Annotated in this window: 26 protein-coding genes; 12 read left to right on the forward strand and 14 right to left on the reverse strand. The window is 58.6% G+C overall.

From position 1 onward, the window contains the following. The first annotated feature begins 242 nt into the window (after positions 1-242). Entirely contained in the window at positions 243-1118 is an 876-nt protein-coding gene (locus V1T76_RS05430; RefSeq protein ID WP_330559588.1) for a hypothetical protein, read from the forward strand. A gap of 47 nt (positions 1119-1165) precedes the next feature. Here the strand turns inward: V1T76_RS05430 and V1T76_RS05435 are convergent, their stop codons facing one another. Next, a complete protein-coding gene (locus V1T76_RS05435) occupies positions 1166-1687 on the reverse strand; it encodes a L,D-transpeptidase (protein ID WP_442970087.1) in 522 nt (173 codons plus the stop codon). 310 nt (positions 1688-1997) lie between these two features. Between V1T76_RS05435 and V1T76_RS05440 the strand changes: the two genes are divergently transcribed. Next, positions 1998-2612 carry a YceI family protein gene (locus V1T76_RS05440; RefSeq protein WP_330559589.1) on the forward strand — a complete coding sequence of 205 codons (615 nt, stop codon included), beginning with the start codon at positions 1998-2000 and terminating at the stop codon, positions 2610-2612. A 73-nt stretch (positions 2613-2685) separates the two neighbouring features. On the opposite strand, the gene V1T76_RS05445 is transcribed toward V1T76_RS05440, so the two are convergent. Then, entirely contained in the window at positions 2686-3789 is a 1104-nt protein-coding gene (locus V1T76_RS05445) for a branched-chain amino acid ABC transporter substrate-binding protein (protein ID WP_330559590.1), read from the reverse strand. 517 nt (positions 3790-4306) lie between these two features. On the opposite strand from V1T76_RS05445, the gene V1T76_RS05450 reads away from it, so the two are divergent. From V1T76_RS05450 to V1T76_RS05460, 3 genes are all read left to right on the forward strand, one after another. Then, positions 4307-4834, forward strand: coding sequence for a flavin reductase (locus V1T76_RS05450; RefSeq protein ID WP_330559591.1), 528 nt, complete (start codon positions 4307-4309; stop codon positions 4832-4834). A gap of 54 nt (positions 4835-4888) precedes the next feature. Further along, on the forward strand, positions 4889-5893 hold the full coding sequence (locus tag V1T76_RS05455; RefSeq protein WP_330559592.1) for a P1 family peptidase: 1005 nt from the start codon (positions 4889-4891) through the stop codon (positions 5891-5893). Positions 5894-6004: 111 nt separating this feature from the next. Beyond that, the gene (locus tag V1T76_RS05460) at positions 6005-6559 is read left to right on the forward strand and encodes a DUF3833 family protein (RefSeq protein ID WP_330559593.1); all 555 of its coding nucleotides are present in this window, start codon (positions 6005-6007) and stop codon (positions 6557-6559) included. A 94-nt stretch (positions 6560-6653) separates the two neighbouring features. On the opposite strand, the gene V1T76_RS05465 is transcribed toward V1T76_RS05460, so the two are convergent. Further along, positions 6654-7235 (reverse strand): NAD(P)H-dependent oxidoreductase, encoded by a 582-nt coding sequence (locus V1T76_RS05465; RefSeq protein WP_330559594.1) that lies wholly within the window; start codon positions 7233-7235, stop codon positions 6654-6656. Positions 7236-7352: 117 nt separating this feature from the next. On the opposite strand from V1T76_RS05465, the gene V1T76_RS05470 reads away from it, so the two are divergent. Beyond that, positions 7353-7970, forward strand: coding sequence for a TetR/AcrR family transcriptional regulator (locus V1T76_RS05470; RefSeq protein ID WP_330559595.1), 618 nt, complete (start codon positions 7353-7355; stop codon positions 7968-7970). Between the two features lie 50 nt (positions 7971-8020). Here the strand turns inward: V1T76_RS05470 and V1T76_RS05475 are convergent, their stop codons facing one another. Further along, positions 8021-8506 (reverse strand): YcgN family cysteine cluster protein, encoded by a 486-nt coding sequence (locus V1T76_RS05475; protein ID WP_330559596.1) that lies wholly within the window; start codon positions 8504-8506, stop codon positions 8021-8023. 220 nt (positions 8507-8726) lie between these two features. Here V1T76_RS05475 and V1T76_RS05480 point away from each other — a divergent pair, with 220 nt between their 5' ends. The 3 genes from V1T76_RS05480 to V1T76_RS05490 are packed head-to-tail and all read left to right on the forward strand — an operon-like array spanning position 8727 to position 12177. Beyond that, positions 8727-10940 carry a transglycosylase domain-containing protein gene (locus V1T76_RS05480; protein ID WP_330559597.1) on the forward strand — a complete coding sequence of 738 codons (2214 nt, stop codon included), beginning with the start codon at positions 8727-8729 and terminating at the stop codon, positions 10938-10940. Beyond that, positions 10937-11617 (forward strand): DUF1214 domain-containing protein, encoded by a 681-nt coding sequence (locus V1T76_RS05485; protein ID WP_330559598.1) that lies wholly within the window; start codon positions 10937-10939, stop codon positions 11615-11617. Before V1T76_RS05480 ends, V1T76_RS05485 begins: the two co-directional genes overlap by 4 nt. After that, positions 11614-12177: a DUF1254 domain-containing protein gene (locus V1T76_RS05490; RefSeq protein ID WP_330559599.1), complete on the forward strand. Its 564-nt coding sequence runs from the start codon at positions 11614-11616 to the stop codon at positions 12175-12177. Before V1T76_RS05485 ends, V1T76_RS05490 begins: the two co-directional genes overlap by 4 nt. Before the next feature lie 67 nt (positions 12178-12244). Here the strand turns inward: V1T76_RS05490 and V1T76_RS05495 are convergent, their stop codons facing one another. Both V1T76_RS05495 and V1T76_RS05500 read right to left on the reverse strand, forming a co-directional pair. Beyond that, a complete protein-coding gene (locus V1T76_RS05495; protein ID WP_330559600.1) occupies positions 12245-13927 on the reverse strand; it encodes a tetratricopeptide repeat-containing sulfotransferase family protein in 1683 nt (560 codons plus the stop codon). Positions 13928-14476: 549 nt separating this feature from the next. Further along, the gene (locus V1T76_RS05500) at positions 14477-15340 is read right to left on the reverse strand and encodes a hypothetical protein (RefSeq protein WP_330559601.1); all 864 of its coding nucleotides are present in this window, start codon (positions 15338-15340) and stop codon (positions 14477-14479) included. Positions 15341-15804: 464 nt separating this feature from the next. Between V1T76_RS05500 and V1T76_RS05505 the strand changes: the two genes are divergently transcribed. Continuing rightward, on the forward strand, positions 15805-16965 hold the full coding sequence (locus V1T76_RS05505; protein ID WP_330559602.1) for a DUF2336 domain-containing protein: 1161 nt from the start codon (positions 15805-15807) through the stop codon (positions 16963-16965). Between the two features lie 58 nt (positions 16966-17023). Here the strand turns inward: V1T76_RS05505 and V1T76_RS05510 are convergent, their stop codons facing one another. From V1T76_RS05510 to V1T76_RS05520, 3 genes are all read right to left on the reverse strand, one after another. Continuing rightward, positions 17024-17395: a DUF1491 family protein gene (locus V1T76_RS05510; protein WP_330559603.1), complete on the reverse strand. Its 372-nt coding sequence runs from the start codon at positions 17393-17395 to the stop codon at positions 17024-17026. 99 nt (positions 17396-17494) lie between these two features. Next, positions 17495-18274, reverse strand: a complete 780-nt coding sequence (locus V1T76_RS05515) for a peptidoglycan-binding domain-containing protein (RefSeq protein WP_330559604.1) — start codon at positions 18272-18274, stop codon at positions 17495-17497. Between the two features lie 8 nt (positions 18275-18282). Beyond that, positions 18283-19983 (reverse strand): sensor histidine kinase, encoded by a 1701-nt coding sequence (locus tag V1T76_RS05520; protein ID WP_330559605.1) that lies wholly within the window; start codon positions 19981-19983, stop codon positions 18283-18285. Positions 19984-20280: 297 nt separating this feature from the next. Between V1T76_RS05520 and V1T76_RS05525 the strand changes: the two genes are divergently transcribed. After that, positions 20281-20832 carry a DUF5330 domain-containing protein gene (locus V1T76_RS05525; protein WP_330559606.1) on the forward strand — a complete coding sequence of 184 codons (552 nt, stop codon included), beginning with the start codon at positions 20281-20283 and terminating at the stop codon, positions 20830-20832. A gap of 256 nt (positions 20833-21088) precedes the next feature. After that, entirely contained in the window at positions 21089-21520 is a 432-nt protein-coding gene (locus V1T76_RS05530; RefSeq protein WP_330559607.1) for a SufE family protein, read from the forward strand. Between the two features lie 158 nt (positions 21521-21678). Here V1T76_RS05530 and V1T76_RS05535 read toward each other — a convergent pair whose 3' ends face one another. From V1T76_RS05535 to V1T76_RS05555, 5 genes are all read right to left on the reverse strand, one after another. Next, entirely contained in the window at positions 21679-22095 is a 417-nt protein-coding gene (locus V1T76_RS05535; RefSeq protein ID WP_006939826.1) for a MucR family transcriptional regulator, read from the reverse strand. 315 nt (positions 22096-22410) lie between these two features. Beyond that, the gene (gene mnhG / locus V1T76_RS05540; protein ID WP_006939827.1) at positions 22411-22755 is read right to left on the reverse strand and encodes a monovalent cation/H(+) antiporter subunit G; all 345 of its coding nucleotides are present in this window, start codon (positions 22753-22755) and stop codon (positions 22411-22413) included. Then, the gene (locus V1T76_RS05545) at positions 22752-23108 is read right to left on the reverse strand and encodes a cation:proton antiporter (RefSeq protein ID WP_330559608.1); all 357 of its coding nucleotides are present in this window, start codon (positions 23106-23108) and stop codon (positions 22752-22754) included. Before V1T76_RS05545 ends, mnhG begins: the two co-directional genes overlap by 4 nt. Continuing rightward, the gene (locus V1T76_RS05550) at positions 23105-23581 is read right to left on the reverse strand and encodes a Na+/H+ antiporter subunit E (protein ID WP_330559609.1); all 477 of its coding nucleotides are present in this window, start codon (positions 23579-23581) and stop codon (positions 23105-23107) included. Before V1T76_RS05550 ends, V1T76_RS05545 begins: the two co-directional genes overlap by 4 nt. After that, positions 23578-25167, reverse strand: a complete 1590-nt coding sequence (locus V1T76_RS05555) for a Na+/H+ antiporter subunit D (RefSeq protein ID WP_330559610.1) — start codon at positions 25165-25167, stop codon at positions 23578-23580. Before V1T76_RS05555 ends, V1T76_RS05550 begins: the two co-directional genes overlap by 4 nt. Positions 25168-25172 lie beyond the last annotated feature (5 nt).

Consider the following 25172-nt stretch of genomic DNA (forward strand, 5'->3'; position numbering starts at 1 on the left):
TCTCAATTGCACCATGTGAGGACGCATACGTGCTCCTCGTGCGGCGTCTCTGCTGCGTCTTCTCACCTGGTACAACGGCTCAGAGACATCAGCAGCTAACGCAGGACCGCGTGCGATTGCCCCTTTCGAGCAACAACCATTTCAAAGATCTCTTGTAATTTTCGCCCTCTCGAAAATGTGACAAAACTACGCTACCCTTTCGGAAACGGACAAAGAACGAACCTCGAAGTTGCTGCTTCTTTATGACTAGGGACAATCATCTGGATCTCGACAAGACAGTCTACCATCAGGTGATTGGCTGTTCGCTCGTGCTCGTCATGCTGTTCGGTCTCGGCCACAATTTCTATCTGTCCTCCGGCGATCCGTTTTCCGGCCCGACGCCATCGACCCATCCGATCACCGCGCTTGGATTTCTGATCCTTGCGGGCGCTATTTTCTTCCGGCCACAGTGGGATAGCTCCGTCTGGCTCAAGGGCATCCTGTGCTGGTCAATGGTTCTACTGTCAGGCCTGCGCGTCGCAGAAGCATTGTTCCCGGATCAAATCACCGTTTACATGGACAGTTGGCTTTCCCAGTCTCTTGAAGCGATAGACATGTATGGCCGGTTTTCCGTTGAAACCTCACTCTTCCTCGTCTGCTGCTTTGGCTTCGAGCTCTCCCAGGAACGGCATACGATTGTCAGACTGCTTCTGGTATCCGTCTGTCTCGCGGTCCTGTCCCTTGGCTTTGCCGAGACCGTCTACGCATTCTTCCTTTGGGGCAACGAACTGTCGATCATCACTCAGATCGGCATGTGCCTGGTGTCGTTGGACCTCCTGGTCCGAATGCGCAATCAGGCGCCTTTCAAAAGCGTGCTGCAGCCGGGCAGGTCGAGCTTCTATCTGCAGTTCACTGCGCTGGCACTTTACCTGCTGCCCATGATCATCGGCACGGTCGCGCTGCACAAGTTGCAGATCACTCCCACTGAAAAGGCTCCGTTCGAGCTTTTCTTCGCAGGCACAAGCTGTGTTCTGCTTGCGATTGTTCTGCTGCTGGGAACGTATCTTGACCGGAAAAAGCCGCCGGAAAATGCCTGGTCATCGACGACGTCCGGATCCGGCAACCATCAGGACGAATGATGCCCTCGCTCCCGGCCGGCGGCAGCTTGTAACGCTACAGGGCTGGATCAGGGCAATGCCACGACAGGCGTGCGGACCGTCACCCTTTGAAACAGATCCTGAATATCCTGATTGGCCATGCGGATGCAGCCGTAGGAAACGGCACGTCCGATGGAGCCTGGCCGGTTGGTGCCGTGAATGGCGTAGTTTCCATTCGAGAGAGTCATGGCGGCCACGCCCATCGGATTGTTGGGCGCTCCTCCGCGAATGACCGTGGGGAGATGCGGAAAATCACGCCGGACTTCTTCTGACGGAGCCCAGTCGGGCTTTACATATTTCGCCGTGATGAAAGCCTGTCCGGTCCAGGACTTCTGCCGTTTGCCAACGGCCACCTTGTACCGGATAGCCCGATTGCCACCGAGCACCAGATAAAGCCGCTTTTCGGAGTTTCTGATGACGATCGTGCCGGCGCGAAATCGTGCATCGGAAAAACCGACAACTTCGGCGGCACTTGCAGAACCTGATGTGATGCTATTGGCAAACAACATTGCCATGAGAATGACAAGGCGTAACAGGGAGATCAGACGCATTACAAACTCCGTGCAGTTGCGCGCAGATTACCTTGCTCCATCCCTTGAAAGAACCGGGACGCGCCTAAATTCTTACCTAAAGGTTAATTGACGCCGCAATTCGGTAGGTGAAAACGGCACTCCGGTCTATTTTGTCCCCGCTGCGGGGTGAGCCGGCCGGCAATCCGGGTTTTGCCTGTGACGACCGTCACCATGCCTGTCGATACCGCATGACATACTGCACCCCTGGCACCGAAAGGGCCAAAGTCGAGACATCTGCGGACCATTTCCGCACAAGTTGCATAGCTGAACTTGTTCAAGGACCTTTGGAATGACCCAAACCTCTGCCACGTCACGCGGCTTCAAACGCCCAATTCACAAAACCGTCGCAACCTTTGCCTGTCTGGTCGCGCTCGCATCCGCGCCGCTGCCGGCTTTTGCCGGATCTTTGACAGGCACCTACCTGCTGACACCGGCCCGACTTGCCACCGGTTTTTCTGTCCGGGTGCTGGGCGGAAGCCCGGTTACGGGAGAATTCAAGACCGTTTCCGGCAAGATGACACTTGATCAGAACAATCCGGAGAAGAGCCGTGTGGTCGTGAATGTCGATTTGACGAGCGTTCACACCAACAACGACAAGGTCACCGGATTTCTGAAGAGTTCGGCCATGTTCGATGTCGCCAAGTACCCGGTCGCGACGTTCCAGAGCACCCGGGTGCAGATTACCGGCCAGAACACGGCAGATGTGGAAGGTGTATTGAACCTGCGCGGACAGCAGAAACGCACCAAGCTCTCGGTAACGATTACCGATGGCAAGGCCAACGGTCAGGTTGGTTTCGAAGTGTCAGGTGGCTTTTTCCGCAGCCTCTACGGCATGGAGGCCGGACTGCCGATCTATGCCGACAAGGTCAACCTGACGATCAGCGGCACCGGATCACGCACCTGAGCACGAGTGTTTGCTGAGGCACTGAGAAGCACGCGCGCCTGACGGGCCGCGTGCTCTTCATTTGGGGCAAAGCTCACCGTGCCTGCGGCACACCGCCCCGCCATTCATAGACGATATAATCCGGCAAGTTGCTGTCGCCGTTGCCATCGAAGGTGACATCACCGATCACCGTACCGAAGGTTCCGCCTTGAAGAGCGCTCGCAACGTCCGGCAAGGCCGTGGTGCCGGCGGTCTCTGCCGCCTCAGCCCAGGCTTGAATGGCGGCATATGTCGTCAGGGTGAAACGGTCGGCGGCAAGCCCGGCGCTTTCCAGGGCCGCCACGAGGTCCTGCGCTTCCGGCCGGTCCCGGGGGATCTGCGGATAGGTCAGCAAGGTTCCGTTGCCCGCTGCACCGGTCACGGACCAGTAGTCCTCCGTCATAAGCGCATCCCCGGCCATCAGCACCGCATCCAGCCCCTGGCGCTCCATTTCCAGTTTTATCAGCCCCGCTTCCGGGTGATATCCGCCCAGATAGACGACATCGACTGCCTGTAACTTGAGCTGTGACACGAGCGTGCGAAAGTCATCCCCGCCAGCGTCAAATCCAAGCGCCATGCTTTCGCTGGTTCCAAGCTCGTTGAGAGCAGCCTTCACTGCATCGGTGAGCCCTTTGCCATAGGCAGTCTTGTCGTGCAGCAGGGCAATCCGCTCACCGCCGAATTCGTTGACGAGGAAACCAGCCGCCACCTCCGCTTGCCGGTCGTCCCTGGGGGCCAGACGAAAGACGCCCTCGCCTGGTCGCTCATCGGTGAATTTCGGCAGTGTTGTTGCTGCTGACATCTGAACGATGCCTGCTCCGGCATAGACTTCGCTGGCGGCAATCGAGCTGTTGAAACAAAGATGACCGGCAACGAAGACCACGCCTTTGCCGATGAGCTGGTTGGCAACGGCAACTGCCTGGTCCGCATCACAGCCGTCATCGGCGACCTCCAGCACCAGGCTCTCGCCATTCACGCCTCCGGCCGCATTCAGATCGGCGACGGCCCTTTCCGCTCCGATGCGCATCTCCTCCCCGAAAGCTGCAAACTGTCCCTTCATCGGCCCGGCGACCGCGATCCGGATGTCGGCAACGGCAGGTGTCGCAACTGCGCCACAAGCCAGAAGGCCAATGCTGACCAGAAGCTGCTGATAGGTCATTCGTTTCCCCGAGGTCCGATGATCGCTCCCCTACCCCTAGCGCGGGCCGGGCCGCAGCTCAATCCGGACTTGCGGCGAAGGTGGCAAATGTCAGGCCCTGCCCCATATGAAATTGCAAATGCCTAGCACCAGGCTTCAGACCTCCAGATGTGCGATCGCAGTCGAAGGCGCGGTCAGAAGGCGATTAACCTTGAAGTATCAAAACAACTCGCCTGAGTTCGGTTTGCGACGACATGGTCCGGGTGCGGTCTCATAAATGAAGACGAATTGGCATGAGAAAGGGAGAAACCGCGTCAGGAACGGCGCGCTGAGCAGACTTTCTGCCGGGCTAAGCATGTTGCTGCCAGGCGCTGAAGCCGTTTTCATGTCCCATGGAATTGACCGGATTGGTCCTTCTCAAGCCCTTTCATCTTCATTCCTGTGTCCACACCTAGGCATCCCATCCATGGCCGCCTAAACTCCGGACCACATACGTTAGACGAATGATTCCCCGCTGAGCCACTCAGGAACCGACTTGATGTCTCCAACCTCTTCAGGCCCCGATGATCAGGACAGGCTTCCTCTGGAGACCGCGATTTTTCGCGAAGCCATGAGCCGGATTGCAACGGCGGTTCACGTGGTCACCACAGATGGCCCGGGCGGCCGCGTCGGCGCAACTGTTTCAGCGGCCTGTTCCGTTAGCGACGAACCGGCCAGTATCCTGATCTGCCTCAACAAAAAAACGCGCATTCACAGCGCGGTTCTTGAAAATCGCTGCTTCTGCCTCAACACGCTCAGCGATGATCACGAGGAAATATCCGACACCTTTGCCGGACGCGACAAGCTGGAGATGCCCCAGCGGTTCGAAAAGGGCGAATGGACAAGCCTCGCCACCGGATGCCCGGCGCTCGACAGCGCCCGTCTCAGCGTCGATTGCGAGGTCCATTCCGTTACCGAAATGGGGACGCATTCGATCATTGTCGGCACCGTGACCGACCTGCGGATGACCGACCCTGGCAAATCTCTTCTTTACGTTCGCCGGGGTTACAAAAGCCTCGACACCTGACGTTCAGCCCCTCAAACTCCTCCTCGTCCACCTTCAACCAAGGACCGCCAGCTCATGCCCGGTTTACGCAATCTGATCACCGATGTTCCGGGCCTCAAGGTCGGCAATGCCACCGATCTCGAGCTGAAATCCGGGGCAACCGTGCTCGTTCCCGATGAACCGGCGGTCACTTCGGTTGCCATTCACGGCGGTGCACCGGGCACCCGTGAAATCGCCCTGCTGGAGCCGGAACAGACCGTCGAGAAGATCGATGCCATCGTCCTTGCCGGCGGGTCCGCTTTCGGCCTGGATGCAGGTGCGGGTGTGCAAGGGCGCCTTGCCGAACTTGGCTATGGGTTTCAGGTCGGGCCGGTCCGTGTGCCCATCGTTCCAACGGCCATTCTGTTCGATCTTCTGAACGGCGGAGACAAAAGCTGGGGCCAGGCAGCCCCCTACCGGGACCTCGGCCGCTCGGCGCTCGATGCCATCGGCCACGATTTTGCCCTCGGCTCCGTGGGGGCCGGAACCGGTGCCACCACTGCCAACCTGAAGGGTGGCCTCGGCTCTGCCTCCCATGTTCTGGACAACGGCATCACGGTGGGAGCCATTGTCGGCGTGAACGCGCTCGGGCGGGCAACTGTCGGCGACAACGCCCACTTCTGGGCGGCACCGTTTGAAATCGATGATGAATTCGGCGGCCTGGGTATGGCCCACCCGCTGCCGCAAGACGCCATTACCGTGCGCACCAAGCTGGACGGCCTCAAGGCCGGCGCCAACACCACGATTGCCGCAGTGGCGACCGATGCCATCCTGACGAAGGGCGAAGCCAAACGCCTTGCGGTCATGGCGCATGACGGCCTGGCCCGCGCTCTGTGGCCGGCGCACACGCCCCTGGATGGCGATCTTGTCTTTGCGCTGTCCACTGGCCAGCGCCGGATGGAGAACGGACTGGAGGACATGGTTCAGCTCGGAGCGGCTGCAGCCTCATGCCTGGCCCGGGCCATCGCCCGCGGGGTCTATAACGCCTCCCCGGCCCCCGGCGATCCTGTGCCGACCTGGAAAGAACGCTTCGCAAGCTAGAGCGCGCCGCGTTTCACCGCAAAATATTGATTTCGATAAAACGCGGTTTGCTTCAGAAGTTCGTCACCCGATCCGGAAGGCCTCCGATCCAAAAGACAAAGGCCTGCGTAAATGGGGCAGATTTTCCTGAAGGAGGCTCTGCCCATCATGACCCGTGCCCGCCGATATCTGCTTCTGTTCGTCTTCGCGATCGCCGCCGCGGCCTCTGTCCCGGCGCATGCCAAACCCCTGGTGCTGGAAGAGTTTTTTCGCGGCAAAACCATTGGAAAGGGTGTCTTTGAAAGCAAGATCGCAGGTGTCTACCGTCCGTTCACCGTCAAGCTGACCGGAACCTGGAACCAGCGCACGTTCACGCTCAAGCTTCGCGAAGATTTCGTCTATGACGATGGTGAACGGGACACGAAGACCTGGTTCTTCCAGAAAGTCGCCGAAGACCGCTACATAGGCCAGAGAGCCGATGTGCTTGGTTTGACCAATATGCGCACCGACGACAATGGCGCCCTTCGTTTTTCCTATGTCGCAAGCCTCGACACCGAAAATGGCCCCTTGCTGCTCCGGTTCGATGACACGTTGAAGCAGGTGGATCGAAACACGGTTGAAAATACCGCCAAGGTCATGAAAGCGGGCATCACCGTTGGAACGGTTTCACTGACTTTCAAGAAATGACACCACACGCAGGCCAGCGCTGAATGGCGCCTTGCCTGCGTGATATCGGGACTTTCAACAGCTTCCGACCGGCAGGAAGCGGACGGAAAGGCATTCACGCAGCCTTGCGCCCAAGCGCAGCAGCCCGTGCCAGCATCTTCCGCTTGGCCTCGTCACTTGATCCGCGGATCGGTGAGAACATATGGTAGCCCTTTGGCTTGAGGCCGCAGAAACCGAGGATCTGTTTTTCCGTCTGTTTTCTGATGCCTGCGCCATAGATCCAGGTGAAGTACCAGCCTGGCGTATCGGAAGTCACCAGAACCTGCGCGGTGCGTCCCTTCAAAAGCTGTTCGGGCATCGGTTTGCCTTTCACGTATTGAAAGGACATGCCCGGCAGCAGGATGCGGTCAAACAAGCCCTTCAACTTGCCCGGCATCCCACCCCACCACAGTGGATGTGTCAGCACGAAATGCTCACACCAAAGAATGTCCTGCCACAATGCTTCCAGGTCAGGTTCCAACGGCTTTGCATCCTTGAAGGATGAAACTCCGAAATCCGCGTCAAAATTCAGATCCGCCAGATGCCGGACGCGCACGTCGCTGCCGCCCGTGCGCGCCTGATCGGCATATTCCGCAGCAAGGGCACCGCAAAACGTGTCCTTTGCCGGGTGCCCTTCCAAAACCAGTATCCGTGTCATGAGTCACCTTGTGAGTTTGCAGGCGTCGAACGCCAAAATTGACCGTGGTCATTTTTTGACATTCAGCAGCGCATCCGTCAAGATATTTTTTGACCACGGTCAATTTAACGGAAGATCATGACACGCAAACCTCAACAGCGAAGCATCGCCACACGCGCGCGGGTTCTCGCCGCCGCACGGGATCTCAGCCAGAAACACGGGTTGGATCTGGTCACAGCAGAAGCGGTTGCCCATGAGGCAGGCGTTGCCAAGGGAACGGTCTTCTCGCACTTCGGCGATATGGATGGTCTGTTGTCCTACGTCCTGCTGGACCGGCTGAACGCGCTGCGCGCGGCGGCGAACACCGACGGGACGCAGGCAGAGCCATTGTCAGATCCGGTCGGTCTGCTGATGCAGCGCATGATGGCGTTGATCGCAGTCATCACCGACAGTCCGGCAATTCTTCGGCTCTTTCTGGATAATATCGGTGTCACCAAACCCAATTGCGCCGCCGAATTTGTCGAGACGCTGGACGCACTGGATGCGGAACTGGAAAGTTTTCTGACGGCTTGGCAGCAAGAGCCCGGCTTGAAGCCTGCCCTGCGGCAGGACCGGTCACCCAAGGAAATGGTCGATGGGCTGATTGCCTTCATGATCCACGGGGCCATTCTGGTCAAAAGCCATCAGCTCACCGACAGATCGGAACTGGAACACCGGCTTCGCCGCCATGTGGAAGCTTTCCTGCTCAGGCAATGAGAGAGCTTGGAACCGAACAGAACGGCCTCGGTCCTCGCAGCTGCAATTGTCTAGTCCTGTGCGGCTTCCGGCACTTCGCCAGGCCAGAACACGACGTGGTGCTCGTAATCCTCAAGAGCCATGCCGTCTTCGGGAATCGTCCGCCCACGAACGGAAATGCCTGCCTGATGGACCGTTTCCGGATCACCTGAAACCAGCGGATGCCACCAGTAGAGATCCTTGCCCTCTCGAACCAGCCTATAAGCGCAGGTCGGCGGCAGCCAGGTCAGCGTCCGCACCTCGCCGGGCGTGAGCTGAATACAGTCCGGCACGATTGACGCCCTGTTTTCATAGTCCTTGCAGCGGCAGCTGGTGCCATCAAGCAGCGTACAGGCGACGTCCGTCCAGACGATCTCACCGGTATCCCAGTCTTCCAGCTTGTTGAGGCAACAGCGCGCGCAGCCGTCGCAAAGCGACTCCCATTGCGACTGCGTCATGTCTTCCAGGGTTCGGGTTTTCCAGAACGGAAGCTCGCGTGAGGTATCGTCCGCAATCATGAAGTCGTGCGCGCCTTTCTTGGGCAGGAACCACCGGCGCCTATCATGCTACAGCCCTCCGGGCAACCCGGGCGGAAATTCGGGCTGTTTTTCCTCAATGAATTTGCAACAAAAGTCGGTAAACTGGTCCGCTGAAAGGGCCACCCAGGAGACCTGTTTGCACGGCCCCGAAAAACGGCTAGCTTGGGCCGTCCCATTTTGATCCGGAGACCTTGTTCGCGTGACGGACAAACCGCAGTCAGAAGACGTCGAGACCGGCAGCGCGCCGGAGCAGAAACCGCCGAAGAAGCGCAATCGAATCCGCCGCTTTTTCCTGGCGATCGATGCCCTTATCGACACAGCCCTTTGGAAGAGCGGAACGGCCATCCGCCGGACATTCGAGGGCTATGACGCCTTTTTGCGGCGGTTCCGGGCGAAGGGCATCTGGCGGGTTCTTGCAGAACTGTCTTCGGACGGGCTGACTTATGGCCTTGCCGGTTTCATCGTGGTGCTTGCCTTTGCCCAGCCCGCCTTCGAGGCAACGCGCTATGCCGACTGGAAAACAACCGATGATTTTGCAGTCACATTCCTGGACCGCTTCGGCAAGGAAATCGGACGGCGCGGCATCGTGCTCAACGACAGCGTTCCGCTTGAGGAAATTCCCGATTCGCTGATCAAAGCCACTCTTTCCACCGAAGACCGCCGTTTCTTCAGCCATTTTGGCATCGACTTCTTCGGCACCTTCCGCGCCATGGTGGAAAACGCTCGAGCCGGCGGCGTCGTCCAGGGCGGTTCGACACTGACACAGCAGCTCGCCAAGAACCTCTTCCTGACCAACGAGCGCAGCCTCAGCCGCAAGATCAAGGAAGCCTATCTGGCGCTATGGCTGGAGGCCAACCTGTCCAAGCAGGAGATCCTGAAGCTCTATCTCGATCGCGCCTATATGGGCGGCGGCGTGTTTGGGGTAACGGCAGCCTCGGAATTCTATTTCAACAAGAATGTGCGTGAATTGACGCTTGCCGAAAGCGCCATGCTGGCAGGCCTTTACAAGGCGCCGACCAAATACGCTCCGCACATCAACCTTCCGGCGGCCCGCGCAAGGGCCAACGAGGTCCTGTCCAACATGGTGCAGGCCAATTTCCTGACCGAAGGCCAGGTCATCGGCGCACGCCGTAATCCGGCTCTTGCCGTCGACAGGTCTCAGGAGCAGTTGCCGGAGTATTTTCTGGACTGGGCTCTGGACGAGGTGAAGAAACTCGCACGACGCTATCCGGCCCTCGCGCGCGACCGCATCGTCACCGTGCGCACCACACTCGACCCGGCGCTGCAGCGCCAGGCGGATCTGGCGGTCGAGACCGTGCTTCGGGAAAACGGCAAACTGCGCGATGCGAGTGAAGCCGCGATGGTTTCGATGATCCCCGACGGAGCCGTGGTGGCCATGGTCGGAGGCAGTTCCTATGGCGAAAGCCAGTTCAACCGCGCAGTGAATGCGCTGCGGCAGCCCGGATCCTCCTTCAAGCCCTTCGTCTACATGACGGCTTTCCTGAACGGCTACTCCGCAGACAGCGTTGTCTCGGATCGGCCGGTCTGGATTGGAAACTGGTCGCCGAAGAACTATTCGAGAAGTTACCGGGGCGCTGTCACACTGAAAACCGCGCTCACCAAATCCATAAACACCATACCAGTGATCCTGTCGCTGGATTTCGGCCGCCAGAAGATCATCGACACGGCCTATCGCATGGGTCTGACCCATGAGTTGGAAAACTCTGTTTCGCTGCCCATCGGCTCGTCCGAAGTCTCGGTCATCGACATGGCCTCGGCCTACTCCGTGTTTGCAAACGGCGGCATGAAGGCACCGGCCTACGCTGTTCTTGAAATCAAGAACAGCGCTGGTGAGGTCCTCTACCGCCGCGAACGCGATGAACCGCCTGCAGAACGCGTCCTGCCGGAGGACAAGGTTGAAGAGATGAACGAAATCCTGGTCAATGTGGTGGAGGCCGGCACGGCCCGCCGGGCGCAGATCGATGGAGTGGTGGCTGCCGGAAAGACCGGCACAACCAACGCCTACCGCGATGCCTGGTTTGTCGGCTACACCGGCAACTTTGCCACGGCCGTCTGGTTCGGCAATGACGACTTCACCTCGACCCGCCGGGTGACGGGCGGCAGTCTGCCGGCCATGGCCTGGCAGAAATACAATGCCTTTGCACACAACGGCATCGAACTGGCCCGCATGCCCGGCGTCGATCCGGAAAGTCTGCCCCGCCTCTCCCGATCCGCTCCGGCCAGACTGGCAACAGACACCGGCGACACCGCTCAGCCGCGGGTGTTGAAACGGCGCACGCAGGATCTCCTCTTGCAGATCGGCCAGGAGCTGCGCCTGCTGCTTGAGCGCAAGAGCGCCGAAGCCACGCCGGTTCCGGGGAATACCAACACCGATGTCGCGGCGGTGCAATGAGCGATACAGGTTTCCGGCCCGCTCATGGCGAGGCAGACTGGTATGACGAGAGGCTCCCCCGTGCCATCCGCTCGCATCGGTTCAACCCCATCCGCACACTGGCCACGATCACGCTTGTCGTCGTGCTGGCCTCGCTTCTGGGCATCAGCTCGGCCTATCTGATCATCGAGCGGGAACAGCCGCTCAATGCCGTCACCCTTGGCCCCTGGCACGCCTACCCGAAAGCAGGGACCTCCGAGGCCGATCCCTATTCGGTTGCGATCTATACAAGAGGCGCCGTCATTCCACTGGCGTCGGGTGAAGGTCTGGCGCTGGTCGCGCGCGAGGACAGCAACGGTCACCAGCTTGATCCGACTTGCGTCTACCGCATCGCGGGCCAGACCCCATCAGCCCGCCTCTGGACCCTGACCGCGGTTGATGGCCACGGCCGCCTGGTGAAGACGATGTCCGGCCGGGTGAACCTGGCGAGCGACACCTTGCTGCGAAATCCGGACGGCACCTTCGAGATCATCGCCGCCACACGGCCCCACTCCGGCAACTGGCTGCCGCTGGCAGTCGGCGCAAGGGCTGCCGACGGTCTGCGCTTTGTGCTGAGGGTCTATGACGCCCCGGTCACGACAGGCGCCGCCCTCGATGGCGTCAGCATGCCCACCATTGACAGGGTGGGTTGCCCGTGACCCTTTCCTCCCGCTTTTCCCTGTCTGTCGGATTGCTGGCCACTTTGTGTCTGGCAGCCATCATTCATATCCTGGTGGTGCTGAGCATTCCGCACAACGTGCTGCACAGCGCCTACGACAATATCGGAACCTACGGACCCGACAGGCAATTCAACCTGCTTCCAGATGTTCGTCCTGGTGAGGAGGCCCTGCCCGATCTCGATCCTGCGATGAAACATGCTGCGTGCCGGTTTCAGCTTGCTGACGGGCCGGTTCTCTTCGATGCCAGCATTCCGGTGCCCTTCTGGTCAATCGGCTTGTTCAACGCCGCAGGAGAAGCCGTCTACAGCCTCAACAACCGCACGGCGGGCGCGGAGCGTCTATCGATGCTGGTGCTGACCACCGAACAACTGTCGATCCTGCGAGAGAACCCGCCGGAAAACCTGGAAGATCTCATTGTCATTGAAACGGAAGATGCCTTGAGCGGCTTCGCGTTGCTTCGGGCCTATGTCCCGCATCCGACCCGGTCTGACAGCATCGACCGCGCGCTTGAGGCTGCAAGCTGCGGCTCGATTCGCTAAGCGTCCCTGCAAGCGGGACTATCCAGGTGTGCAATCCAGAACTCCGGGTGGATCGGCCGGGGAATGTTCAGGAAACCGGGGCACTCACGTTCCGCAGTTGAGACGTGTCGTTATCCGGCACGGCGGCCGAAAGCGATTGCTGCTGACCGTAGCCTGTTCCGTTGCAGTCCTCCTGTCCTTCTTCGAGGGGCGACAAAGGCCCCAGCGCGTCGAACAGGTCCCCCAGGAGATTCTTGTGACGCTTCCAGCGCCCGATCGAAGATCGGAACATCGGCTTTCGGACCTGCAGATTGGAGAAGGTGGTCACGGGACTGTCGCCGTTGTAGAATTCCAGACATTCCTCTTCCCACTCCATGCCCGCGCACGCCAGAAGGGCTTTGCTTTCCTGCTCCTGGTTGTAAACAAGGTCCTCGTAGGAAAGCGTGTGAATACGGACCGGAAGAACTTTCTCCCAGTGTTTCATCAGGCCGTCATAGGTCACGAAATAGCTGCCCAGAGACTTCTGGTTCAGCGCGTAATTGTGTGCGGGAGAAAGCGAATGCGACAGCAGGGAAACGCATGTGTCCGCAGGGCAGCGGACGCAATGGATGAATGCGGCCTTCGGAAACAGAAGGCTCATCAGCCAGAGCATTTCGAAATTATGCGGCATCTTGTCGGTCACCCGGTCAGCCCGCCGGTCGATTGCACTCAGTTCCGCCAGATAGTGCCGCGCAAACTGCTTGAACTCGCGCGGGCCAAGGCTTTTCAACCGGTTTTCGAGAGCAGCGCTTGGTGGCCCCTGCAGGCCGATGTCCTGCTGCAGCAAGCGGAAATAGGGAATTTCCGACCCGCTGCTGATGCGTGAATGCCGGCTGACGATCTGCTCGGCCAGAGTGGTACCGGAGCGAGGCATGCCGAAAATGAAGACAGGCCTTTGCGAACTGTCCCCCAGTTCCGACCTTTCCACGAAAAACGCCTCATCAAACACGTCCTTCATGAAGGAAATGCGTTCTTCATGGGCTTTCTGATCAAAAGACTTGTAGCGCAGCCGGCGCGCGGAGCGATAGTGTTGCGCCGCACTCGGTGTATCGCCGAGATCGTAATGGATCTTGCCGGCAGCCCAGTGCAGGTGAGCAACTTCCGGCTCAGGCAATGTGCTTGCCTTTTTAAGAAGGTCTTCGATCTTTTCCAGTTCGGCCGGTACCTGCCTGTAGGTGCGCGTCATCGTGAGGCTATGAAGCGCGGACGGGAGTTCCTTGCCCAACGCTATGGCCTTTTCGAACCAGGCTATCGCGTCATCGACCTGACCGACAGTGACATCCAGCTTCCCCATTCCCACGATGGCATAGCCATTTTCCGGGTCGACCGCCAATGCACGCTCAAAATTCTGGCGCGCGAGCTGCGGTTGACGCTTGAGGGTATATAGATCACCGAGATGGGCGTGAAAGTCCGCAACGTCAGGTGCAAGTGCCACGGCCTTTTTCAACGATTTCATCGCACCGGCCAGATCGCCGGCGTTCATCAGTGCCAACCCGAGCAATTGATGCACCTGGGGGTGCTTTCCGGCTTTGCGCTCTGCCTTGCGAAGCATCTCTATGGCCAGACCGACATCACCGTTTTGATAGGCAGCGATTCCGAGCGAAAAATTGGCCTGCGGGTTCTTGGGATCGAGCTTCAAAATTTCCTCGAACATACCAAGTGCAATTCCGATGCGCCCGGCATGTTGGTGGAAGAGCGCTTCTTTGACGAGAAGCGTGATGTTCGGGCTCATTCGACAACCTTCAGGTTCGGGGATTTGGTCGCGCTGTAAACTAAACGGTTTAGTTCGATGCCTGAGCGAGGGCAAGATGCAAAACTCTTGTAACGCCATTCCTTTGCCGGAAAAACGTCCAAAATTAGGCTAAAAGCTTGTGATCACGTATCTTTTTAAGGTGTTCACATTTTTTTGCATTGCAATAAATAAAACTTATACGCGCATGTCGTTAAGGCAGAGCAATTTGACAAATTGTCTGACGGAAGAAGTAAAATATGGTTGCGCACAGAGTGAAACGCTAAAAAGATCGTGAGATTTGCGAGCCTATTGATGGGCCGAAAACAACCGGGCCAGAAAATATAAACTTGCCGTTTTCTTTCAGAGCAACCCGGCCTCAAGATTAGAAAAAGGTGTCTCGAGACAGAATTGGGGCACTCGCATACCGGATGTGGAAGTACAGCCTGCGATTCCTTGCTGATCCGCGTTCTTGTTATAGGTAATTCTGACGGGAGCAAGATGATATCTATGTAACACAGCCTGAATTTAGGCAGCCGTTTCGCTCGGGCGTTATTTCACCACAGGAGCGCGTTCGGTACCCCAGCCTGTGTAGATCCGCGACCTGCGAACGGGTTTGTCGTCCCCATAACGCTTTTCCGGGTCACATCCGGCCTCGGCAATGCGAACCTGGCCTTCAAGTTCCCGGATCGCGTTGTTGACCTTCCAGACACGGTCGCGTGTCGGCGTTTCGATTTCCAGCCCGTCGAGCGCCTTCTTGTATGCGATGATCCGGTAGCGCAGTGCCTGACCGACCCATTTGATCATCACACGGTTTTCCCACACACGCGCCTTCGCGCCGTCATAGGTTTCTTCAGACTTTACCGGCTTGTTCTGCAGAACACGCAAGCGCTCATCATCCGCCGCCTTCACACGCAGGGCAACTTCGCAAAAGGGCATCACCAGTTCCGCGTCTCCAGACGCGTCGGCGGCAATCTTGTCATAGCGGGCATCGGAAGACTGGAATTTATCCGAGCGCAGATAGATCAGATAGAGGTCCGGTGGCACACGCCCCTCGACCTCCGGCAGAACCCGTGTGCGCGACAGCTCAACCATGGTTCCGCCGATCCAGTCCTTCGTCCAGGGCGGGCGGATCAACGTCCAGCCACGATTGCGCATCAGCTTTTCGTCGTTGGTGTAGTTGAACTTGGAAACCGGATCACCCCGAAGGCGCGCGGCCTCATCGCCGGCGGCGGGCATGAGCTTGTCGTGAATGACTGATGGCCTTGCCCGGTCGAAATCTCCCGTCGGGCGCGTGCAGGCGGCAAGGCTCACGGCAATCAGCATGACAGCGGCGGCGATAGCCCCCTGCCCTGGTCTGCGACCGCTTTCCACAAGGGATGCGGTGGCGGAAAGATCCGCTTTGCCTTTGCCCATCGGGCGCTTCTCCAGGCCGCTAAAAAGTATGGTCTCCTGCGCGGCTGGAGAGGCAGGGACCGTCAGTCCTTGTCGGAGCCAGCAGGTCCGGCCGCTTTTCCGATGGTCGCGATTCGTGCGGCAAGATCAAGGTCGTGGCGCTCATACCGGACACCTGGAAAGAGGATAACTTCTCCAAAGGTCTCCGGATTTGACATTCGGCGCTGATTGGAACGGCAGCCCACGCGTGCGGTGGGGCGTTGAGCTGATGAAAAGTCCAACAAGGTGCCCATCGTCTCCTCCTTCGGTTCCGATCTCCCCTGACGGTGTATTACCGACCGGGAACGGTCAAACGGGCGACGCATTACTTCCTGCTCTTCATTAAGAAGCCGTCAGGGTTAACAGCATGCTAACGCTTTTCCTGCAATTTGAACGAAGCAAGTTCCTCCGGTGGTCCGGTCTTTTGTATTTCGTAGACGGGTGTCATGCGCCAAACCCAACATTTCAGTCAGCCTGTGCCGAATTCCACTTCTCCCGACAGATCCGCGTCTTCGAAGGGCGACGATCGCGGTGTGCTTCTGGCCGCAAGTGAGCTGTTTGCCGGGCGTTCTCGGCATGATGTTGAAGAAAAACGTATTTTTCTGGAGCTGGCTTCCAACTTCCTGCCTAGAACCTCCCTGGCGGACAGACGCCGGATCTCAAGTCTGCTGGCCGCGCATCCGGAAATACCGGACGACCTTCTGTTCCAGCTCGCCTCCGACGAAGACGAACTGACAGCCTACCCGGCACTTCGTTACAGCCCGAGGCTTTCTGTGGATCTCCTTTTGAAGGTTGCGGAAGCCGGACCGGATTCCCTGCGCAAGGCCGTCGCCAACCGGCCATCCTTGCGCGAATCGGTCATCACGAAATTGTGCGAACACGCCGGAGCCTCGGTAATCCGTATCCTTCTCGACCGGGAAGACGTCACCTTGACGCCCGCTCACCAGGCGAAATTGAGTTGTCGTAGTGACATTGTTGCCACCCTTGGTTTAGAATTGGCGGGACAGGACGCTTTAAACCCAGATGGACTCATGGGACAATTCCTGCATTTACCGGCTCCATTGAAGTCGAAAGCCATCGCCGCGGCTGAGATGACCAGCCTGGTGAAACAGGCTCAAAACCCCGGAACTTCCACCGACAGACGCGCCGACACTGCACGTCTCAAATTGCGGGATGCTCTGGTAAGCGAAGCCCTGTTGCAGCAACGCTCCCGATTTGCCGATCTTCTGGGCCAGGGGCTCGGACTGCCGCAGTCGACTTGCGATCTTCTGATGCATGATGATCAGGCGGAAGGTCTCACCGTCGCCCTGAAAGCGCTCGGCATGCCGGCATCAGCGGTCACGACAGTGATGATCCGGTTGCTGGGGGAAAACCTGTCACTGGAAAGACTGCGCGGCCTGCTGCGCCTTTATCGCACGCTCAGCCAAGGCGCTGCAGAGGTGCTTGTGGGACAATGGATCCTGCACGATCAGGGCACGCAGCAGGCAGTAGCGCGGCACAGCACACAGTATCAGGACAGCGCGCGCCGCAATGCTGCGCCATCAGACGTGCAGATATCCGGCTCTGCTCAAACGGAGACTGCGATCCGCAAATCGACCCATTCCTGATTGCAGCCGTATCAGCTCGGCCCTGCGCAAGGGCTGAAAGCCCATCACCGAACACGCTTCAAAAGCGGAAAACGTCTCCGCCGGGTTGTGGCTTATCCTCTGCCAGTGGCAGGTCGATCTGCCCGTCACGCGCCTCGATGTCCACCAGCCAATAGTCCGGGTCCATCCGCGCCTCGCCTGCCAGCCGCGTATCGATCGCCTCCCTGTCCGCCCGTTCGAAGATCCTTTCGAAAAGGCGCCCATCCGGCAAACTGCTGAACATGGCCTGGGGAGCGGGACCGTAGAAGTCGAAGCTGCCATCCAGACGGTCGACACAGATAAAGACGGCGCCGGCTTCCGGAGCACCCCGCCTGGAAATGGCGGCGAAGCCGCCTTCCCCAAATACGCGCCGGACCAATGCGCTGACAAAAAACTCAGATGTAACCCGCATTCAGCCCGCCTCTGCCGTCTACGCCGGCACTCTCAGATCAAAAGAAAGATGCCCTTGCTCTACGCCAGATGCCTGCGGACGGCAACGCTTTGCCTGTCGCTAGCCGGAGAGCGACCGGCCGCTGACCATTTCCAGGCGCTCGATCACCTTGGGGCCTGGTTCACCCGTCATCGGCAGCCCCCTGTCAAATTCAAAACGCCTGATGGCAGCGGTCGTATTGGCGCCCATGACACCATCCGCTTTCAGCGGACCGTAACCAAGCTCAGACAATGCCTGCTGGATCTTCTTCAGCTTCGGGTCCACATCAATCGCTGCGCCGCCGTCCGCGTCAAACGACTGCGTGCTTGCCTCACTCGCCGTAACGGAAACTCCGGGTTTGGGACGCGGCACGGGACCGTGAACCGTCGCCATGGGACTTTCCCCCTGCATCAAGACAAGGGCAAGCAGGGCTTCTGTCGCCTCGCCAGTTTCAACCTGCCCGGCCTGACGCTCGAAGCCCCGGATCGCACGTTCCGTCGCCGGGCCGTTCAATCCGTCCAGAGGCCCTTCATAAAGGCCGATCTTGCGCAGGGAAATCTGCAGGTCGAGAACCAGAGTTGAGATTTCCTGCACCTGAAGACCCGGACTTCTACCGTCTGGCTCCGGAAGCTGCATGGTGTCCGGCCGGTCGCGCGTCGTAAACAGCGGCGCCGGATGCCGTCCAGGTTGGAGGCCAACGGCATTGGCCACGATCAGACAAGCCGTCAGCCCCATCACCACGGTCCCCCCCGCCGCGACAGGATTGTCGAGCGCCATATGCCCGGCCTTGGCCATGAGAGACTCAGACGGCTTTACCTGCTGCGCCTTGGCCTGCTTTGTTGTTTTTTTTGCTTTCGCCATGCCGCTGCCTATGCCGATCTTGCCAACCGTTCGGCTACGGTTCCCTTGATGGATTGACCGGTGCCTTGCTGCGCCTGCATCTTGACGGGCAAGGTGACGATCACGCTTTCGCCCTGCCCAAGAACAGTTTGCACCGCAAGGCTGCCGTTCATGCGTTCCAGAAGGACTCTTGAAAGGCCAAGTACGGTCGCGGACGCTTCGGTGCTCCAGCACAGGCTCGATTGCCGGTTCCTTGCCGAGAACACAAAGTCGGCACTCCCCGCCTCGAACTGCACGTCAACACTTAGCACCGCTCCGGCCTCGGAGGTTTCCACCATATCCGCCAACAGGAAACACAGCGCCTGGAGCAACAGTTTTCTGTCCGCAGCCACCGGCGGGCATTCCTGAGCGCTCGCCATCTGCACGGAGACCCCGCGCCGCAACGCGGTCGCCGCCACCATGTCCATGCATTGATTGAGACAGCTTTCGACGTCGACACCGGCGATATCCGGCTGGTTGGTAGATTTTTCCGCAGGAACCAGATCCAGCGCCGCCGTCAACGAAGCCAGACCGCGTTCCCCGCTCTGACGAAGCCCTTCCACGGCCTGCCTCAGCGTTGGGTCGGAGCTTTCCCGGCCAAGACGCTCCAATCGCTCGGAAAGTGCCAGAATATCGGCAAGCGCCTGCGACGCTTCAACGCCAGCGGTTTCCAGCATGTCTCGGGAGATACGGTCGGCACGTGCACTGCCCTGCGCAGTGGTGCCTGCGCCGACCTTTGCCTGCGGCTCAATAATTTCCAGAGGCCGGAGTGTCAGCAGAAGGTCTGCGGCCTGAGCAGAAACAGCGCCGGTCTGACGGCCCGGGCGCAAATGCACCTCCATCCGCCTGTAGTCGGCCTGCCCGGCTTCTCCAGGGCGATTTGCCCCGATCCTCAGCCGAGCCTCGAAGGTTCTGGCAATCCCACTCAAACGGGCTTCGGAAAGGCAGGTGAGATAAAGCGGGCGGTCCGCGACGTGAAGGCGCGGAAACAGCCAGTCCTCGTCACTTTCTGCCGGCAGATGCCCGAGCACTTCCTTCACCGGACCGCCAATGACCTTGAGCGTTCCGCTCGGCGCAAGTTCACAATAGATGTCGGAGACGCTTTGGCTGATCTGAAGGCGTTTTTCCTCCGTTGCGCGAACGACTTTCTGCGCAAGCGCACGGTCGAAAGCAATGCGGAGCGACAGCAACCCGACATAAAGAACAGCCGCCAGTGCCGCGAGCGGCGTCGCCAGCCCAGGAAGACCGGAAGCCGCAGGTGCAAGCGCCGGAAGAAAAGTCAGACCAAGCACCAATGCACCGCAAAGCCCGGTAACCGTGACAGCCGTCCGCCGGCTTGCCGCAAGCGCTGCTTCCACGGGTGGCACCAGGAGCCAGGCAAGCGCAAAGGACTGAGCCCCGCCGGTGACCGCACAGACACCTGCAACAAACATCGCGAACAGGGAGGCGGAAAGACCGGCGGCCCTGGAAAGTGCGCCAGACTGGGAAAGATAGAGCGCCAGAGGCCATTGGCTCAACATCCACGCCAGGACCAGCAGAGTTGCCGCCTGAGGCGCTCCGGCGAGCGCCAGGTGCAAAGGCAGCACCACCAGCGCTGCCGCACCGCTGGCGAAACAACTGAACAGAAACGAACGATGCAACGGCGCAAGAAAAGGATCGGAAGCCGCATCGGGATGAATCATTCCATCCACGCGAGCCACCCAATGCCCCCAGATATTTTGTATGTTTTTCAGAAGGTTACGCACTCTACTCTACCACACAACAATCACGGAATTATCCGCTCGCACCTTTTGTAAGGCCATTGTCGGTTGCAGCACTTAAGGAACGATAAAGGATGAATCCAAATTGCGCTTTTTTACAAAAAGCCCATTTTGTTCAACAGGTTGACTGCCAATAGATAAAGTTTGAATCAATATTTCAGAAAATACGATTTAAATACCTGATTTATTTTATGAAAATTGGCTTTTCCCGCTCAACCGGGGATTCTCATGTCGCTGCTAGTGTGCCTCCATAACAAGCGTGCCAACGGCACAAAGGCACGCAAGACTGAACAGACTATGGGTAGCGACATGTTCTTTCTCTTGAGGACGGCCTTTTGGCTCACCTTGGTGCTCGTCCTGATTCCCCTCGGGTCAGATCGGGAAGACACTTCGGCAGAAAACATCGATCCAGTGTCCGCCTTCCTGGCTGCACAGGCGACGATGTCGGACATTGGCGGCTTTTGCGGACGCAATCCGCAGGCCTGCGAAACGGGAGGCGATGCATTGACGGCAATCGGCAGCCGCGCACGTGACGGCGCCCGGATCGTCTACGAATTCCTTGATACGCAGATCACCGAGAAACCGGGAAGCGAACTGCTGGTAACCGGGTCGACACCCGTGCCGAGTGCGAGTGAACGCTCCACTCAGTCGAGCGGTCAGGCCACTGAGATTTTCGCCGGCAGCCCGTCGTGGCAACCGGTTTTCGACAACGTCTCCGCCAGAGAGACAGTCCTTGGGCCGGTGCCACGGCCCAAACCACGCTCAGGCCAAAAGACCTGAGCGGACTGGTCGTTCACGATCCTACGACCTCCTGGATCCGAAAACGGCCGATTGCGCCCCGCTGGAGCGCTGCTGCCCGGCAGCATCGCAAAGACGGCTTCACTTCAGCGGCTTGTTCCGCTGCGCCGCAGATGGAAAGCTGCCCATTTCATCTGCGGCGTATCTTTATTCCACTCTCCTACCGCACCGGCCGCCATTTGCACTTTGCCGCTCACGAGTTATATGAAGGCGAACAAGACCTTCAAAGATCGGTGCCATGACCACAACCTTGAGCGATATCCTTGAGACGTTTGATTTTCTCGACGACTGGGAAGACCGCTACAAATACCTCATCGACCTCGGCAAGGAGATGCCGGACCTCTCCGAAGCTGAAAAGACCGATGCCAACAAGGTGCGCGGTTGTGTGTCGCAGGTCTGGCTGATCACCACCATCGACAAGAACAGCGACGGCGAGCCCGTTCTCAGCTTCCGCGGAGATAGCGATGCGCTGATCGTTCAGGGGCTCGTCGCCATCGTCACGTGTCTTTTCAGCGGCAAAACCGCACAGGACATCCTGGACACTGACGTCGAAGGCATTTTCGCCAAACTGGGTTTGCAGGAACACCTGACGCCGCAGCGTTCAAACGGTCTGAAATCCATGGTCGGCCGCATCCGCAGTGACGCCCAGGGCGCGCTTGCAGCAGCCTGAGAGCCTTTCCTCGGACTGCGTCGGCAGGTGATAAGTTGATCTGACGGCGAAAGCCATTTCCAAGCCCGTAAGATTTCCTGGTCAAAAGATCGCCAGTGCAAAAACAAAAAGAGCTGCCCGAAGGCAGCTCTTTTTATTCTCAGTCGAAACTGGAAATCTTACTTGGAGCGCTTGCGCTGCTGGCCGAGGCCCATTTTCTTGGCCAGTTCCGAACGGGCAGCCGCATAGTTCGGCGCAACCATCGGGTAATCGGCACCCAGGTCCCACTTCTCGCGGTACTCTTCCGGGGTCATGTTGTAGTGCGTGCGCAGGTGACGCTTCAGCGACTTGAACTTCTTGCCGTCTTCCAGGCAGATAATGTAGTCCGGCATGACCGACTTCTTGACCGGCACAGCGGGCTTCAGCGGCTCCGGCTCCGGCTCGGTAGACGTGCTGGCAGTTCTCTGCAGTGCGCCGTAAACTTCGTTGATCAGGCCAGGCAGATCTGTTGACGCTACAGTGTTGTTGCTCACGTAGGCTGAGACGATGTCTGCCGTAAGATCAATCAGATTCGCATCCACCGGACTGTCAGTCATATTTCACCCGTTCTCTACTGATTTCAAAATTAGCTTTGTGGTTTACCTGCAAAAAATATGTGCCGAAAGCGGATTGAAAGATTCAGTTACTTGCGGGCCCAGAAATCAAAAAGATTCTACTTTGCAGGCAATCGTCACAGCCTTATATCGCCGCTTTCGTTGGACGACAACCCCGTAATTCAAATAAAAATCGATCAGCATCAATAAAAATCAAATTGTATAAATATTGGCTTCCGCTAACGCATCAAGTTTGACAATGGACCGATAGTATTGTCGGAAAAACTGTCTTTCATGACCATTGCCGCTCACCATGCCTCAGCTTTTCGGCCGGACAATTTTCTCCAGGGCATCTACCTTGGTATCGGCGCAGGGGCGGTACCCGGCTGCATATGCAGCTTTTGCCAATAAATGAGCCGAAATTGGGGCGGTGAGCAGGAAGAAGACCACACCTGCGATTGCACGCGTGACGACAGCCAAGTCGCTCGCGTGGACCGCCAGCGCCAGCAACATGACGCCAGAGCCCAGCGTACCGGCCTTGGAAGCCGCATGCATGCGCATGTAAACGTCTTTCAGCCGGATGATACCGATCGACGCGACCAACGCGAAGGAAGCGCCGATAATCAGCATGATACCGGTGATGATTTCAACGGCAGCGTTCATTGTCCCGCCTCCTGGCGCTTAATGCTTTCCTCGACTTCGTCCATGATCGTCTTGTCCCCGGCAAGGCCGCGGTTCAGGACGAAGCGGGCGAAGGCAACCGTCGCCAGAAAGCCGACGAGGCCGAGCGTAATCGCAATGTCGATGTAAAGATAAAAGCCGGTAGAGACGCCGATGACGGCGATGAAGCCGATGCCGACGGCAACCAGCATGTCCAGAGCGACAATACGATCCGGAAGACTGGGCCCCTTGACCGTCCTGACGACGATGATGATGAAGGATACCGTCAGCAGCGCCAGCGCGATCGAGACGCAGACATCGAGAAACTGGCCGGAAAAGATCTCAAGCGGTGTCATCTGAACACCTCCAGGATTTTGCGTTCAAAACCGTTTTTGATGTCGTCGATCGTGGCTTGCGGATCCGGCACGTCGATACAGTGCACATAAAGTATCTTCCGGTCTTCGGACACATCAACGGACAATGTGCCAGGCGTCAGAGTGATCAGATTGGCCAGCATCGTGATTTCAAAATCCCTGTCTACGGTCAGGGGAAATGCGATGATGCCAGGCTGCAGCTTGATCTTGGGCTTCAGCACGATGATCGCGACCCGCCAGGCCGACAGCACCAGTTCGTAGACGAACAGCACCGCCAGACCGACACCTTTCGACACACGCTGAAAGTAAGCCGCCGTACCCACCTGTTCGCGGATGAGATAAAGCGCGCCGAAGCTCAGCACGAAGCCGAAGGCCAGATTGACTTCCGTAAAGCTGCCTGTGACAGCGCCCCAGGCAAGCATCAGAAGAATGTTTATGAGAAAGAGACTGGTCATCCCTGGCCTCCAAAGACTGATCGCAGGTAGCCCAGCGGTTCAACGATACCGCTTGCCCCTTGCGTTGATAGCTCCAGCATCCATTCCGGCTGCAGACCGAAGTAGACAACAAGCGCGGTCAGAATTCCAAGCGGCAGCCAGACCGCGGCTCCGGAAAGCTGCGTGCCGGTCTCGCCCGTTACGGCTACGGTTTCCCCGTCCGTCGTGCCTTCCGGTCCGCCCCGCCAGAAGGCGAAGATCCACACCCGGCCCATTGCCAGGGTTGTCAGGAAACCGCTGACAAGGATGGCGGCCCCGAGCCAGGCCCGGCCGTCGGAGAAGGCGGCATCCACGAGGATGACCTTTGGCCAGAAGCCGCTAAACGGCGGCAGGCCGGAAACCGCGAAACCCAGCACCAGAAACACGGCCGCGAAAGCCGCGCTTTTCTGATAGAGACCGCCAAGCTGCCTGAGGTCATAGGAGCCGCCCATCATGTTCATGATTCCCGCTGCAAAATAGAGCGCCGTCATCACGATGATCGAATGGACTGCATAGAAAATGGCGCCTGAGACCGCCAGCGTCGAACCGACGGCGACACCGGCGAGCATCGATCCGATACCGGCGATGACCACATAGCCGAGCAGCCGTCGGATCTCGCTCTGCGCCAGCGCCCCGATCGCCCCCGTCAGCAAGGTGGCGATGGCAACCAGCGCGATCACGTCCGCCATGTAGCCCCGGGAAGCCGGGAGGATCAGCACGAAGATGCGGATCAGTGCATAAACGCCAACCTTGGTCAGCAGGCCTGCAAAGACCGCCGACACGACCACATTGGGCGTATGATAGGACGCAGGCAGCCAGAAATTGACCGGGAACGCAGCCGCTTTCATGGCAAAGGCCAGGAAATAGAGCGCGGCAACAGTTGCCAGAGTGCCGGACGCCGGATTTTCCAGGGCGGCCACCTTCATGGCAAGATCTGCCATGTTGAGTGTGCCGAAAATGCCGTAGAGCATGCCGGTCGCAATCAGGAAGAGGTTCGTGCCAATCAGGTTCAGAACGCCGTATTTGACCGCACCATCAAGCTGGATCCGGTCGTTGCCGAGGACCAGAAGACCATAAGACGAAATCAGCAGAACCTCGAACCAGACATAGAGGTTGAAGATATCGCCGGTCAGGAACGCGCCGCAGACACCTGTCATCAACAGCAGGAGGAACGGATAAAAGCCGTATCTGCGGCCGGTGCTGTCGACGGTGGCAGCCCCGAAAACGCCGCCGCAGAAGGCGACGATGGAGCCGATCAGCGACAGGGTTACACCCAGGGAATCTACTGTGAAGGCAATGCCGAACGGCGGCAGCCAGCTGCCCATGACCATGGTGATCACACCGTGGTCGAGCACCCGGATCAACAGCGCCAGGTTCGCCACCACCAGCAATGCCAGGAACCCGATACCGAGTTTGGGCTGCAAATCGGTATTCTTGCGCAGCATCAGGCACAGCGCACCGCCCAGGATGGTGATCAGCGAAGGCGCGACCACCAGCCAGTCACCCAACGCAACGGGCGCGGTGCTCATGGCCTGGGAAAGATCAACGGAAACGGAAGAACCGGCCATGTAGC

Origin of the sequence: Roseibium sp. FZY0029 (assembly GCF_036350355.1) — a bacterium.
In the GTDB taxonomy this organism is placed as follows: Bacteria; Pseudomonadota; Alphaproteobacteria; order Rhizobiales; family Stappiaceae; genus Roseibium.

Excerpts from the sequence above, each read along its gene's own strand:
- V1T76_RS05435 (WP_442970087.1), bottom strand. The coding sequence starts at position 1,687 with ATGCGTCTGATCTCCCTGTTACGCCTTGTCATTCTCATGGCAATGTTG.
- V1T76_RS05500 (WP_330559601.1), bottom strand. The coding sequence starts at position 15,340 with ATGGGCAAAGGCAAAGCGGATCTTTCCGCCACCGCATCCCTTGTGGAA.
- V1T76_RS05475 (WP_330559596.1), bottom strand. The coding sequence starts at position 8,506 with ATGATTGCGGACGATACCTCACGCGAGCTTCCGTTCTGGAAAACCCGA.
- V1T76_RS05445 (WP_330559590.1), bottom strand. The coding sequence starts at position 3,789 with ATGACCTATCAGCAGCTTCTGGTCAGCATTGGCCTTCTGGCTTGTGGC.
- V1T76_RS05505 (WP_330559602.1), top strand. The coding sequence starts at position 15,805 with ATGCGCCAAACCCAACATTTCAGTCAGCCTGTGCCGAATTCCACTTCT.
- V1T76_RS05510 (WP_330559603.1), bottom strand. The coding sequence starts at position 17,395 with ATGCGGGTTACATCTGAGTTTTTTGTCAGCGCATTGGTCCGGCGCGTA.
- V1T76_RS05525 (WP_330559606.1), top strand. The coding sequence starts at position 20,281 with ATGTCGCTGCTAGTGTGCCTCCATAACAAGCGTGCCAACGGCACAAAG.
- V1T76_RS05465 (WP_330559594.1), bottom strand. The coding sequence starts at position 7,235 with ATGACACGGATACTGGTTTTGGAAGGGCACCCGGCAAAGGACACGTTT.
- V1T76_RS05550 (WP_330559609.1), bottom strand. The coding sequence starts at position 23,581 with ATGACCAGTCTCTTTCTCATAAACATTCTTCTGATGCTTGCCTGGGGC.
- V1T76_RS05485 (WP_330559598.1), top strand. The coding sequence starts at position 10,937 with ATGAGCGATACAGGTTTCCGGCCCGCTCATGGCGAGGCAGACTGGTAT.
- mnhG (WP_006939827.1), bottom strand. The coding sequence starts at position 22,755 with ATGAACGCTGCCGTTGAAATCATCACCGGTATCATGCTGATTATCGGC.
- V1T76_RS05515 (WP_330559604.1), bottom strand. The coding sequence starts at position 18,274 with ATGGCGAAAGCAAAAAAAACAACAAAGCAGGCCAAGGCGCAGCAGGTA.
- V1T76_RS05530 (WP_330559607.1), top strand. The coding sequence starts at position 21,089 with ATGACCACAACCTTGAGCGATATCCTTGAGACGTTTGATTTTCTCGAC.
- V1T76_RS05535 (WP_006939826.1), bottom strand. The coding sequence starts at position 22,095 with ATGACTGACAGTCCGGTGGATGCGAATCTGATTGATCTTACGGCAGAC.
- V1T76_RS05495 (WP_330559600.1), bottom strand. The coding sequence starts at position 13,927 with ATGAGCCCGAACATCACGCTTCTCGTCAAAGAAGCGCTCTTCCACCAA.
- V1T76_RS05460 (WP_330559593.1), top strand. The coding sequence starts at position 6,005 with ATGGGGCAGATTTTCCTGAAGGAGGCTCTGCCCATCATGACCCGTGCC.
- V1T76_RS05450 (WP_330559591.1), top strand. The coding sequence starts at position 4,307 with ATGTCTCCAACCTCTTCAGGCCCCGATGATCAGGACAGGCTTCCTCTG.
- V1T76_RS05545 (WP_330559608.1), bottom strand. The coding sequence starts at position 23,108 with ATGACACCGCTTGAGATCTTTTCCGGCCAGTTTCTCGATGTCTGCGTC.
- V1T76_RS05440 (WP_330559589.1), top strand. The coding sequence starts at position 1,998 with ATGACCCAAACCTCTGCCACGTCACGCGGCTTCAAACGCCCAATTCAC.
- V1T76_RS05470 (WP_330559595.1), top strand. The coding sequence starts at position 7,353 with ATGACACGCAAACCTCAACAGCGAAGCATCGCCACACGCGCGCGGGTT.
- V1T76_RS05430 (WP_330559588.1), top strand. The coding sequence starts at position 243 with ATGACTAGGGACAATCATCTGGATCTCGACAAGACAGTCTACCATCAG.
- V1T76_RS05555 (WP_330559610.1), bottom strand. The coding sequence starts at position 25,167 with ATGGCCGGTTCTTCCGTTTCCGTTGATCTTTCCCAGGCCATGAGCACC.
- V1T76_RS05455 (WP_330559592.1), top strand. The coding sequence starts at position 4,889 with ATGCCCGGTTTACGCAATCTGATCACCGATGTTCCGGGCCTCAAGGTC.